The organism is Psychrobacter sp. DAB_AL43B, assembly GCF_900168255.1.
Classification (GTDB): Bacteria; Pseudomonadota; Gammaproteobacteria; order Pseudomonadales; family Moraxellaceae; genus Psychrobacter.
On sequence record NZ_LT799838.1, the window covers coordinates 1,335,066 to 1,347,879 of the forward strand.

14 protein-coding genes are annotated in these 12,814 nt (G+C 40.4%); 4 read left to right on the plus strand and 10 right to left on the minus strand.

Annotation, left to right across the window (positions count from 1 at the left end; all coding sequences use genetic code 11):
- Positions 1-119 precede the first annotated feature (119 nt).
- The 3 genes from DABAL43B_RS05795 to DABAL43B_RS05805 form a co-directional block, all read right to left on the minus strand.
- Positions 120-812: a hypothetical protein gene (locus DABAL43B_RS05795; protein WP_079691492.1), complete on the minus strand. Its 693-nt coding sequence runs from the start codon at positions 810-812 to the stop codon at positions 120-122.
- A 172-nt stretch (positions 813-984) separates the two neighbouring features.
- Positions 985-1,977 (minus strand): hypothetical protein, encoded by a 993-nt coding sequence (locus DABAL43B_RS05800; protein WP_079691493.1) that lies wholly within the window; start codon positions 1,975-1,977, stop codon positions 985-987.
- A gap of 68 nt (positions 1,978-2,045) precedes the next feature.
- Complete coding sequence (locus tag DABAL43B_RS05805) at positions 2,046-2,243, minus strand: hypothetical protein (protein ID WP_079691494.1); 198 nt, start codon at positions 2,241-2,243, stop codon at positions 2,046-2,048.
- A 140-nt stretch (positions 2,244-2,383) separates the two neighbouring features.
- On the opposite strand from DABAL43B_RS05805, the gene DABAL43B_RS05810 reads away from it, so the two are divergent.
- Complete coding sequence (locus DABAL43B_RS05810; protein ID WP_079691495.1) at positions 2,384-2,977, plus strand: LysE family translocator; 594 nt, start codon at positions 2,384-2,386, stop codon at positions 2,975-2,977.
- Here DABAL43B_RS05810 and DABAL43B_RS05815 read toward each other — a convergent pair.
- The 4 genes from DABAL43B_RS05815 to DABAL43B_RS14480 form a co-directional block, all read right to left on the minus strand.
- On the minus strand, positions 2,963-3,796 hold the full coding sequence (locus DABAL43B_RS05815) for an AraC family transcriptional regulator (RefSeq protein WP_079691496.1): 834 nt from the start codon (positions 3,794-3,796) through the stop codon (positions 2,963-2,965). The two genes, DABAL43B_RS05810 and DABAL43B_RS05815, sit on opposite strands and share 15 nt — an antisense overlap.
- A 134-nt stretch (positions 3,797-3,930) precedes the next feature.
- Positions 3,931-5,205, minus strand: a complete 1,275-nt coding sequence (locus tag DABAL43B_RS05820; protein ID WP_079691497.1) for a DUF711 family protein — start codon at positions 5,203-5,205, stop codon at positions 3,931-3,933.
- Positions 5,206-5,324: 119 nt separating this feature from the next.
- On the minus strand, positions 5,325-6,065 hold the full coding sequence (locus DABAL43B_RS14475; protein ID WP_264753836.1) for an aminotransferase class I/II-fold pyridoxal phosphate-dependent enzyme: 741 nt from the start codon (positions 6,063-6,065) through the stop codon (positions 5,325-5,327).
- Positions 6,017-6,745, minus strand: coding sequence for an aminotransferase class I/II-fold pyridoxal phosphate-dependent enzyme (locus DABAL43B_RS14480; RefSeq protein ID WP_264753837.1), 729 nt, complete (start codon positions 6,743-6,745; stop codon positions 6,017-6,019). The genes DABAL43B_RS14475 and DABAL43B_RS14480 overlap by 49 nt, the downstream gene beginning before the upstream one ends.
- Before the next feature lie 159 nt (positions 6,746-6,904).
- Here DABAL43B_RS14480 and DABAL43B_RS05830 point away from each other — a divergent pair, with 159 nt between their 5' ends.
- Together DABAL43B_RS05830 and DABAL43B_RS05835 are read left to right on the plus strand one after the other, a co-directional pair.
- Complete coding sequence (locus DABAL43B_RS05830; protein ID WP_079691498.1) at positions 6,905-7,546, plus strand: FMN-binding negative transcriptional regulator; 642 nt, start codon at positions 6,905-6,907, stop codon at positions 7,544-7,546.
- Positions 7,547-7,609: 63 nt separating this feature from the next.
- The gene (locus tag DABAL43B_RS05835; protein ID WP_079691499.1) at positions 7,610-8,209 is read left to right on the plus strand and encodes a DJ-1/PfpI family protein; all 600 of its coding nucleotides are present in this window, start codon (positions 7,610-7,612) and stop codon (positions 8,207-8,209) included.
- Between the two features lie 47 nt (positions 8,210-8,256).
- Here the strand turns inward: DABAL43B_RS05835 and DABAL43B_RS05840 are convergent, their stop codons facing one another.
- From DABAL43B_RS05840 to DABAL43B_RS05850, 3 genes are all read right to left on the minus strand, one after another.
- Entirely contained in the window at positions 8,257-9,213 is a 957-nt protein-coding gene (locus tag DABAL43B_RS05840) for an EamA family transporter (protein WP_079691500.1), read from the minus strand.
- Between the two features lie 102 nt (positions 9,214-9,315).
- Positions 9,316-10,506 carry an MFS transporter gene (locus DABAL43B_RS05845; RefSeq protein ID WP_079691501.1) on the minus strand — a complete coding sequence of 397 codons (1,191 nt, stop codon included), beginning with the start codon at positions 10,504-10,506 and terminating at the stop codon, positions 9,316-9,318.
- Between the two features lie 46 nt (positions 10,507-10,552).
- Positions 10,553-11,230, minus strand: coding sequence for a LysE family translocator (locus DABAL43B_RS05850; protein WP_079691502.1), 678 nt, complete (start codon positions 11,228-11,230; stop codon positions 10,553-10,555).
- A gap of 173 nt (positions 11,231-11,403) precedes the next feature.
- On the opposite strand from DABAL43B_RS05850, the gene DABAL43B_RS05855 reads away from it, so the two are divergent.
- Complete coding sequence (locus DABAL43B_RS05855) at positions 11,404-12,804, plus strand: PLP-dependent aminotransferase family protein (RefSeq protein ID WP_079691503.1); 1,401 nt, start codon at positions 11,404-11,406, stop codon at positions 12,802-12,804.
- Positions 12,805-12,814 lie beyond the last annotated feature (10 nt).

Genomic DNA, 12,814 nt, shown 5'->3' on the forward strand with positions numbered 1-12,814 from the left:
TGGTGCCTTAAAACGATAAAAAAATAACTATTTTACGCATCGCACTGTTTGAACCGCCCTGATATTGTCATATTCTCTCAGAATGTTGAGTCTCCGACAATCCCGGGGCGGTTCAGAGCTTATTTTTTAGATACTAATGCATATACAAGGCGATATCCTGAATCACCTGCGGTCGAAACATAGTCTGCTTTCTCTTCTGCTATCAATTTTATCTCATAATACTCAGCATAGTATTGCTCAAGTTGAGATTGTGTCACTAAGAAAGGGGGCAAGTTTTTATGATTATCACTGCGCTGCTTTTCGCCATCATAAGCAAAAGATAAGAGAAGTTGGCTTGCTTTATTACTAAGCGCCATAATTTTCTGTGTATAGCGTGTCCGTAGATTATCAGGCTTAGTATCTGGAAGAGCTACTAATGCACCACGATCATAGACAGCATCTATTTTTCCAATATCAATAGGACTTAATTCAAATATATCACCCACCCAGATTTTGAGAGCTTGTCCTTCGTGTTCAGTTTGATAACAGGTGAGATTAGGGGTATTTGGATGTGGTGATACTGTCGCTTGCAAATCGTTTTCAGTAAAAAACTGTGTGACTGCTATCTGTGACAGCTCAACACCAATAACATCAAAACCCTGATTTGTAAACCATAGCATATCCACGCTCTTACCGCATAATGGCACAAAAACGCGACCATTTTTATGTGTATTAAGTGCTTTGAAATGATGGGTTAGCATAGGGTTTGGTTTTTTCTGAGTAAAATTAGTTTGGCTCTTTTGCCATGCGTTTTTCCAAAATTCAGGATTCATAACATTAACCTTTATTGTAATAGACTGATTCTGCCTTGTTCTTTTACTATGGATGGTATTAAGCTTACTAAAGTAGTTTAATGCATAATTATTTTATATGCCTTTTGTCTAGTTCTATTAAAGTGAGTTATATAAACCGTTAAATGCAATAAAAAGGAAGCCTGCCACCATCCTATTCGATACCTGTTGCCACCCACAAATATCCTCCGATATCACCACGCCCGATGCTTTTTGCACACTGAATAGCTGAGGTATTATTAAAATGAATCGTTCCAAACAACATATCAGTTTTCTGTCTTTTTGATTGTCTACTTTGATTATTAACCAACTGATATATCATAGCCTGTTGCATCCATTTCCCTAAACCCTGTTCTCTATATTCAGAAAATATAATGTTTTCAATAATATAAAAGCCTGTCATTCCTAAGCTATTATCAGGCTCTACTATTATCACGCCTGCTAACTTATCGTTGACACATAACAGATTAACGAAGCCCTGAGCCACCCAAGTTCTCATATCCTCTATCGGCTTTAATTCCATCATCACAGCATGTTGGGGGAATTCATCAAGCAACTTGTTATATGCCATTTCATATTGGTTATAAAACGTAAGAGAGTTTGCAGATACTAGCTCACATTTGGTATGAGCAGGACAGGCTATATCTTGTACTGCGTTTTCAGTTAGCGTGTCTAGGGAAGTTGCTAGTATACGATTGTCCCAATGGGCTGAGGAAAAGTTTGCAGGATCAATGTCTAAATAACTTGGAATATAGAATTGAACATATTGAGGCTTAAAGCCCTCAAATGCCTTTGAGATATTATCTACCAATACATTAATACTATTTATACTGAGTGGTTTTAGCGTAGCCGTTACAGTGACAAATGGTTGGGAGATATCCATACCACGAAAGCGAATACCGCATAATGCAATATTGCCATTGTCGCAGTTAATTAAACGGGTTTTGTATTCTGATGGATGCCGACCAGTAATGGACGCGTATTTAGCGGATAATAATGCTAAGTGATCACTTTCCAGTCTTTCTATATCCTCTTGAAGCTCATGAGCACATTGCTTATACGGATCTGTTTTAGTATATATTCTTTTCAATAGTGGGTGTGCTTGAGCAGCTTTTGCTTGTATTAACGATTCAATTATTTTTGTCATGTTCGACCTGATATGGAAAAATATAGAGTATAAATATGACTTTTAAAAGTTTAGAATTCGAGATAATTTCAGTTAAAAAAAGTACACATAAATAATGTTGTTTGAAATATTCTTATCGATAAAGCCATTACGATCCGCACAAAAGCACGACTATTTTTAGGTGTGTTAATTGCTTTGAGATGATTTATTAACATGGGGTTTGGTTTTTTCTGAGTGAAATTAGTTTGGCTCTTTTGCCATGCGTTTTTCCAAAATTCAGGAGTCATAAAGTAAACCTTCGCTTTGATAAGATAGGTATGAACGGTAACTAGCACGCCATTTACTGATAGGGTATTTCTTAAGTAATTTTCTTCAATATTTCATAATAGTTCTCAGGCAAAATCGTTATTTTATTCGAGTAATGGTTATGAGCCTATCCTTAATTTTACCGATGTCTGCCTTCGCCTTAGTAGCTTCTATTTCTCCTGGCCCTGTGAATATCGTTGGTTTGAGTAGTGGTGCACGCTATCCTTTATCTAAAGGCTTAATTTTTATTACTGGTGCCACACTTGGTTTCGTTATCTTATTTTTAGCTATAGGTTACGGTCTTAGTGCTTTGCTAGTCACTTTTCCAAATTTTGAAAAATGGCTGACGTGGGCAGGTATCGCTTTTTTGTTATATCTGAGTTACCGCTTAGCGCGTGATGATGGCAAGATAGACGCAGAAGCCATAACAAAAGTACCTGGGTTTTTTACCGGATTTTTAATGCAATGGCTCAATCCAAAAGCATGGATTGCTTCTGCCGCTAGTATCGGTGCTTATACCAATAATGGAGAGCTTGCTCAGGTTTTGTTGTTTGCTGGGCTATATCTACCTATATGCTGGCTGTCTTTAAGTTGTTGGGTTTATGCTGGTGCTTTTATGCGCCAAAAGGTTCAGCAGCCTAAAACATTGAGGACTATCAATCGAGTGTTAGCCGTGTTGCTTGCAGGCAGTTGTGTATTGTTAGTGCTTGGTTGAGGATTTGCGATATTGGTTGGGTGTGGCTGCTACTAAACGTTTAAAAGTACGCTGAAAGTGCGCTTGATCAGCAAACCCGGCATTTAAAGCAGTATCGATAATAGATATCCCTTTTTTCAGTTGTTGCTGACCGTATTGAATGCGTTTATTGACAATATAAGCATGGGGCGTCATGCCAAAGTGCTGCCTAAAGCTTCGAATAAGATAACTGGGACTATAGCCACTCAATGTACATAATTCATCAAGCGATAATTCCTCAGTGCAGTGCTCATTTAAGTAAATGGCTAATTTATTCAATGCTGCGGGCGTCTGTCTATCAAGTACTAATTTTTGATTATCAAGTGTATGCATAAGAGTAGATAAGTATTCAATCACTTGCGTTTGCTTATCAAGTAGCTCTCGGGTATCGTCCAAAAGGATCGCTGCCATTGTACAGTAGCCTTGATACAGGTGCTTATCGGTAATAACCGCATTGGCGATATCTTGCCAGCGCGGTCGTTGTAATAAACCTTCATCATAGCGCAGCTGCGTTAGCCACGCGGTATCGACATAGAGCATGAGATAAGCCCAAGGCTGGTTTTCGATAGGGTTACAGGCATGCGGCCAGTCTGGATTCATCAGTACCAAATGGCCTTGTCTGACATGGTAGCTATCATCACGATAAATAAAGGTGCTTATGCCTTGCGTTATCCCGCCTAAAGACCAGTGGGTATGACTATGAAGATCATAACAAACCTTGCGACCATCCGTGATTTTACGCAGCTCTATATGTGGCATTCTAGAATCGCGCCAAAAGATAGGCGTGTGTGGGTCAGTCATAAAGTGTCCTGATAAGTAAAATTGCAAAAGCTACTATAAGGTTGAAAATAGCGGAATCTAGCGTTTAACCTTTATAGTATCTGTAAACTCTAGTTACTTCAAAGACTACTATTTATAACTACTAGTGCTTAAAATTAAGGCACAGCTAATACAGCGCAATTACATAAATCGCTACTCTCAAATTGAGTCATATCACCAGCCCTAAGCTCTGGTACCGGAAACACTCTGACCGTCAAAGGTTTATTTAATCGATAAGCCATAGTGCCCGTATCTCGCATCAAGGCACATAGTTTATCGATAGGCGTATCCCCCGGAATAGGAACCGTATCAAGACCAATGCCGCAGACAGCGCTATTGGTTAATAACATAGGTATGTCAAACTCATTATCAATGGTGGCTTGCGCTAATCCCTTATCCTCAGTAACCGCCAACATCAATCCTGAAAATCCGATGATATCAACACCTGTTACGGTTTTAAAAACTTTCGTTAATAAAGCCGATACCTCAACCGTACCTGAAGCGCCAAAATAAGGAACGCCAAGCAGTTTGTAAACGTCAACCATCGAATGACATTCTTTAGAGGGTGCAGGCGAGGTATCCATACCTAGATAAGTCCAGCCTGATGCTGCGTCAAGTCGCTTCACGCAACTATCTATATTATCAATATGATGCTGTAACGCTACGCTCAAAGCATCAAAGGCAAGGCGCTGACGTTGCTGATAAGTAGCAGAGTTAAAGCCGGACTTCTCACGAACATGCTGTAAGGTTTTTACCAATAAATCAGGCGTTTCAAGACCAACAACAAAGCCTTTATCAGTCTTACCGCTATGATAGCTCGCTGGAAAATAAGGAATAAATTCATCACAGTTAAAATTTACCGTAAAGTTAAAATTACCTTCACCCCTAGGTGTGAGCTTAGAAATATTCTGTATCGCTAGAGCACATTGTTCAATCAATGCATTATCTAAAACACCGATCTCATTAGCGGTGACATTCACACAAGCGTTGCACAAATCGCCATATTTAGCGATAAGCTCAGGCAAAAGGCTAATCTCATGCGCTGTCTTAGCTTCTCCTATGGCAAAGCGAACTCGCAGACCATTTTTACCTTTATTGAGCGTCGCTAAAATATCAGTGATGGTAGCCAATCCAGTGGCAGCAGCTGACACGTTTGAGATATCCAAATACTTGCCGAATGGATTGGTTACTATACGAATGGATTGCACGCTATAGCCTTCATTGCCTAGACCTGCAACTATTTTTTCACAGTGCTTGATAGCCTCTTCTAGTGCAGCATGCCATGTTGTCATGTCCGTATTTAAATTGATGAATGTAGTTACTGTACGTACTTTACAAAGATCTTTATCCTTTAACTCTTTTGCTATCTTAAAATTACTACTATTGTTCATGGTTGTCTCCGTTTTTTAATCAAAATATATGAGGAGTGAAATTTAACAACACCTCTACAGATAGCTGGTTTTACCTAATTTAGGTAAAACCTATAAAAATTCTGACTGTGGCCTAGAAATTATATAGATAGTGAACTGATATATTCACCCAACCATTTCAGAAACTCATGACTCGTCGTCGCCACATTTAACCTTAAATAAGTTGAAGACTGAGCATTTGGATTAAACAACTGACCAGGGGCAACAAGCCAGCCGTCTTTATAAGCTTCTAGGGCAAGTTTTCCAGAATCCACTCCTGTATCTATCCAAGCAAAAATACCTTGATTGGTATGTTCAGGGTAATTTATATCTATTTTAGATAGTGCATCTCGCATATCTTGATGAGCGATATAGAGTTTCTGATGTACTTTCTTGAGCTGACGACGGTATTCTCCTTGCGTCCATAGCCGATGAACCACGCGCTCGCCAAACTCTGGTGAGGTCATATTGCTAAGGGTTTTAAGCTTAATTATCTGATTGATAAACCTATCAGGACTCACTAACATGCCCACGCGCCAGCCTGATGCCATCGATTTTGAAAAACCAGTAGCATAAAATACGCGCTCAAACTGGTCTATATTAGCGTACCTAAGCGGCTTTTCATCAGGTAAAAATGCGGCGTATAAATCATCCTCAAAAATACAAACATCGTATTCATGCATTAAGTTTAAGACTTGATGGGCGCGGGCAGGTTGCAAATTATAGGATGTTGGATTATGAAGTACGCTGTTAGTAATGTATAACTTGGGACGATATTTTTCTAAAATCTGTCTCATTTGTTCAATGTTCGGGCCTTGGTAGTCACGTTCAACTGATACCACCTGATAGCCTTTGATACCACCTGATAGCCTTGCTGTTGTAAGGTACTTGACGTCCAATACCAACCAGGATTATCTACTACGACCGTATCACCTACGTTTAATAATAGTTGAGTAACTGTCAAAATAGCCTGCGAAACCCCTGTTGTAGTGATAATATTATCGGTACTAGTATGAATACCTAGCAAACCTAAATACTGGACTAATTGCTCGCGAAGAGGTAAATAACCTTGAATCTCACCGTAGTTATAGATAAAGCTATCGATATCTTGGTTAACCTGCCTGACCGCCCATTGCATCCTATCATTCTTAACCCACTCCACGGGCAGCTCACCTGATCCTGGTGCTCGGTGATTAGGAACATCGTTCAACATTTGCTGTACTAGCCAGCTAGTATCGACCACGGCTTTTTTATCTAAAATCTCTATACTTCTATTCTGATTCGATTGAGGTAATACGTAATAGCCGGAATTCGGCTTAGCCATTAACACATTCGTAGCGACTAGTTGCTCATAAGCTTGGGTCACGGTAAAGCTCGAAACACCCAAAATTGTAGCTAGTTTACGTATAGAAGGCACTCTCTGGTAGGGTTTGTAGACTTGACTATCAATTCGCTGCTGAATCCATTCGATCACAGCAGCGGTTTTACTGATATTAGGATTAAGAGTGAGAGTGTCGTTCATAAAGTAGTGGGCTTATTATTAGAATTAAGAAAGTGTGCCCATAGCTGTCAAGGGCTATCTAACTATACACTTTGTTGGTAATTTTAAAAAATGCATCGGTATTCTTAGGTGGTGAAGTCGTACTATTACTCCATATATATAACACAACGATTTGGAGACATGATGTTTACCCCTAAAGCTTTTAAAGAAGACAGTTTTGAGACCATACAAGCGTTTATTAAAGAAAAACCGTTAGTGACGGTCATTGCACAAACGGGCAACGGACTGGAAGCTTGTCATATTCCCATGTACTGGCAAGATGATGGTAGTGAGTTTGGTTGCCTATATGGTCATATTGCTAAGGTAAATGCGCTAAATAACAGTGCCAATCTTGCTGCGCCGTGGCTGGTTATCTTTCAAGATGCTGGGCACTACATTAGCCCTAATTGGTATCCTAGCAAAGCAGTGACCCATAAAGAAGTACCGACATGGAATTATCGTAGCGTACATATCACGGGCAATGTCAGCCTATTAACTGCGCCTGAAGCACTTGTTGACATCTTATCGAAGCAGACGATCGATTTTGAAGCTAGCCAACCACATCCTTGGTCACTTGATGATGCGCCTGTAGAGTACATTCAGGCGATGTGTCGCGCCATCGTTGGTATTCGTGTCGATATCACCGATGTTCAAGCGCAGTTTAAGCTGAGTCAAAATAAAACGGTTGAGAATAGAGTAGGGGTTGTCGCAGGTTTGAAAGAGCTTGGAACGTTTGAAGCTGACAAGATGGCAATGTTAGTTGAAAAGGTAAATGAAGATTAAGCTTGATTATAAGGGTATGAATGAGCGATATTTCATTCAATAAAACCAACTTGAGATAAAACTATGATATCAACGCGAACCGTTGGGATATTATTATTCAACGACGTTGAAGTACTAGACTTTGCAGGACCTTTTGAAGTGTTCTCTCTAGCGGAGAGCGATAAAGGTCATAAGCACTTTAACGTCATTACCATTGCCGAGCAGCAAGCGCCAATATATGCTAGAAATGGTTTAACCGTTATTCCTGATTACAGCTTTGCAAATCAGCCTAATATCAATATTTTAGTGATTCCGGGTGGTTACGGTGCTGAGAAGGTTGAGATAAACAATCCAGTGGTTACCGATTGGATTATCTCTCAAGTAAAGCTTACCGAGTTAACGCTTTCAGTTTGTACGGGCGCTTTGCTATTAGCTAAGGCTGGATTGCTGGCTGGCAAGTCTGCAACTACCCATTGGATGGATTTGGAAAATTTAGCATCCTATCCTAATATTGAAGTTATCGCTAACACCCGTTTTGTCGATGCTAGCGATAAGACGACTAATCTTGTCACCTCAGCAGGAATAAGTGCAGGTATTCACGCTAGCCTGTACTGTGTGGAGAAGTTAATAGATAGTCAAACCATGCAAACAACTGCCAGACGTATGGAGTTTGATATAAGTTAAAAGCGTTGATAAATTTGCGTAATAGTGCAAAAACCAGTCGTTTGATTCTACGAATGAATAAGTTTTTTACCGCCACTAATCTTCACATTAGCTAATACCAACCCTGATAGAATAAACAGCATAGCCAGCATCTTCCACCACGTCACGACTTCCCCCATAAGCAGCACTGAGGTCGCCATACCGAATACGGGCACCAGCAAGGCAAATGGCGTAACTTTTGAGGCCGTATTTTGCGCGAGCAAGTGTGCCCACAGTCCAAAGCCAATCAGCGTTGAGATGTACACGATAAATCCAAGCGACAGCCAAGACTTAATTGATGCTTGCGTAAACGTCGCCACCTGCCATGCAGCGCTCTCAAATATAAGAGACGATAGGGTCAAAATTACACAAGCGATCAAACCGCCCCATGCCACCAGTGCCAACGCAGACAGTGCTGATGCTTTATTCTTGCTGTTAGTAAGTGAACCAGTATGCAGGCTAGTGCCTTGCTGCATCGTCTGTGCCATTGCTTGCATTGATACTTGCTTCGAGGCAATGTTGCCAAAACTCCAACCAATTGCTGCAATCAAGATACAAAAGAACCCAATCAAAGGCATATCACCGCCAAGGTTTAGCGCGATGACGCCAAGACCTAGCATACCAACTAACATACCGACGATCTGCATGAGATTTACTGCCTCACCTAAGATGACATACGCCAGTAATACCGTGATAAATATCTGAACTTGTAGCAATAGTGCTGTTAATCCTGCCGAGGCACCCAAATGCATGGCGGTAAATACAAACGCATATTGCATGACAAACGTACCAATAGCATAGATAAATAGCGTACGGTTAAACTTGGGCGGCTTAAGAAATAAAACCAGTGGCACAGCGGTAAAGAAAAATCGCATGGCGGTGAGCATTAGTGGTGGAAAGCTTTCGAGCGCCCATGCAATAAAGGTAAAGTTCACACCCCAAATAAAGGCAACTAGTACTGCTAAGGCGATGTAGATTGGGTTCATACATTATCCTAAGGTTGTTATTCTAAAGATTAAGTGTCCTGAAAAAATACTTTTAAATTCAAAGCACTACACGAGCCATGAAGCTAATTAATTATCACTCTATTAATAGCCTCTTTTTTTGAAGGCAAATACAAATAGGATAAATAGAGCCGATATCGAAATAGAAAATATAAAGAATACTAAGTTGGTATTTATCCAGCCAAAATAGCTCAGTATAGGCGCAGGAAGAAAAGCGCCTAAGGTTGCAAAAAAAGCAATGACGGTTTCATTAATTCCTTGAAATCTCAGCCTTCGCTCCCCTTGAATATTACTTAGCAGCGTTGATCCTCCTGAATAAGTAAAATTCCAGCCAATGCCTAAAATAACTAAAGCGATATTAATAAAAATAGTGTCAACAAAAATAATAGGCAATAAACAAGAGATGGAGATCAAAACAAAGCCAAGTATGATTGTGTTAATGCTATTGACGAGATTGATAATCTTTGCCACAAAAAATGAGGGCAAAAACATGGCAAGTACATGCATTTGGATCGCGTAAGATGCATAATCAAAAGAATGGCTTTGCTTTAAAAATAGTGACGACGCTATCATCATAAGGTTCATGATGTAGTAGCCTAGAGCACCGCCTAATATACCGATGACAATGATGTATTTTCTAACCTCTGTCGTGTTTAAGGGTACCGCTTTTGTTTTTAGACTGCTTTTACCGTGACGAACGTTTGCTCTATTCCAAAAATAAATAATGACAAATAAAATAATGGCAAGCGCTGACAAAGCTAGATAAATGAGCGAATAATTAGGTAAGTCTGACGCTTTGGCTAAATTGATAGCCAATAATGGCGCGACTATCGCAGCAAACACACCACCTGAGATGACCATTGACGTGGCTTTGGGAATAAGCTCACTACTTATAGTATCTGTAGCGGCAAATCTATAAAAGTTAGCGGTTGAGATAAAAAGCCCTAGTAAAAAGTGACTTAGGCATAAATACAAAAAGTTATTATCTATTAAAGATAAAAATCCAATAATGCCTGACAAAAATAAAAACCCAATACCTGCGTTAAAAATACGATATCTACCGAATTTTTTCATGAGTTTTGAGAATAAAACGGTGCTGACTAGAATGGCTAAAAATTGCAATCCATAAGGAATAGTGGCATAGCTCACTGTTGGTGCTAAAGATAACCCGACTAAAGCGGCTACCGTTACCGATAGCACCGCGGTTGTTAAATTAATACTTTGGCCAATTAATAAAAAATAGACATGGTTGGGTAGTTTTTTATTGGTTTGCATATAGTCTCTATCTAAAGTCGAATTTTAAGCGTTAAGCAATTATTATCTATAGCCAAAGCGTTAGAGCACAATATAGCGTCATAAGTACAATCACCGCATGAATTACCCGCATTACTCGCGGTAAATGCACCAATTTACGTAGCCAGTGACCACCAGCCGCCCAACAGCTGATGGATAAGATATTAATGACTGCACTCATCGCGAGTAATGAATAGTTATCTAACCAAGGCCTGCCAGCATTAAACATCGCTAGACTAGGAGCGACTACGGTCATCGTCCATGCTTTGGGATTGAGCCATTGAAACAGTAGCGCTTGTCCAAAACTTAAAGGCAATTCACCGAAGCTTTTTTTTACCTCAATAACACTCTCACCAGCTTGTTGACGTTGTCGTTCCTGTAGTAGCGCCTCATTAATGATAGCGGTAAAGTTGGTCTTAGCCATTTGATAGGTGAGCCATAACAGATATAGTGTGCCCAACACTTTTATAATCAACATAACGGCAGGGAAACTAACGACTAACGCCGCCATCCCCCAATAGCTCAGCCAAAGCATAATCGTGACGCCGAGAGTAATCCCAAGCATGTGCCAGCGACATGCCCAAAATCCACGTTTAATACTGCCATGCAGTAGCATCAAGTTATTGGGACCTGGCGTGATAGAATTGACCAGCATAAAAATAGCTAATGCCGTTATACTGCCTTCAAAGCTTACGGTTGACCCCATTTGTATATTGTCCTTATGGTTTTAAGTTGTTGATGAACTCAACTATAATTTAAATACCCATAACAGACCCGCTACAGTTTCACGAGTGGTGAACAAAGTGTATAGTTGCTCCTAACATTACAATTTACTTATTTGCCTATTTATAATTAGACAAGAAAAGAAGCGCATTCATTATGGTCGAAACTTATACTCTCAATCCCAACTTGACCAAAACTGCTGCTGTTACTGAATGGCTCCAGCAGCGTATTGACTGGCAGATTTATTTGCCCAATCAGCGCGTGCCATCGGTGCGAAAATTAGCAAAACTATTAGACATATCAAGCTTTACGGTGGTACAAGCTTATGAGCAGCTGGTTGCTACTAACGTATTAATCGCTAAGCCCAGCTCAGGCTATTATGTCAATACGCAAGCAAAATTAGCTCAGCCGAATGATGATAAAAGAGCGGTCATTAAGTACCCAGTAATAGATACGCGCTGGCTGGTGCAGCAAGTTTTTAGTGATATCCCGCACTATCGCTCACCAGGGGTGGGAACATTACCGAGAGACTGGGTACGTAATGATAAGATGGAATGGGCAATACGGCAGGTAACCCAGCAAGCCGATAGCTTTATCTATGATTATGGTAATGTTCAAGGTTATTTGCCGCTACGTCAGCAGCTGGTGCAACACTTAAGTACTCAAGGTATGCAAACCTCTACTGATAATGTTATTACCACAGCGGGTGTCTCACAAGCGGTCACGATGGCCGCACAGCTGCTTACCCAAGCTGGCGATACCGTCTTAGTCGATGGGCCAGGTTGGTATTGGTTATCAAGCTGCCTACAACAACAAGGCCTAAATGTAATAGCGATTGAGCGTGATTATCAAGGACCTAATATTGAGCAAATGCAAAAGCTATTCGCGGCGCACCGTCCTAAGCTCTATCTCACTAATAGCGTGCTGCACAACCCAACATCCTATAATCTACATCCTGCCCGCGCGCATCAGGTCATTAATTTGATTCATGAATACGATGCTTATATATTCGAAGATGATTTATATGCCGCCTTTGTACCGAATAATCAGACACTACGCTACGCAAGTCTAGATCAGTTTGAACGAGTGTTCTATGCAACAGGGTTTTCAAAGTCGATGTCGTCTGGTTGGCGCGTCGGTATGCTGGTAAGTCCCGATAAATTCGTTGATGATATGCTGAGGATCAAAACTTTGAGTAATTTGAACACCCCAGAATTTGGTGAGCGAGTTATCCATAGATTATGGACGCATGGTGAGTATCGCCGGCAAATTAAAAAGGTTCAGCAGCTTATATATGCTGCGCACGAAAGACTGCGTAAATTATTGCCAAGGATTGGGCTTATTTATCCTGAGCATACACAAGCAGGTCTTTTTGTTTGGGTAGACACAGGGCAGGATACCGGACCGTTAGCATTGGATGCGTATAAAGACGGCTGGCTAGTCGCGCCAGGGCAACTGTTTTACCCAGATGTTCGTACTTCGACATATCTGCGACTCAATGTATCGACAACTAACGATGAGTTTTTGGCTTGGTTAGAGAAGTATTTAGATAATTGAATACAAACAC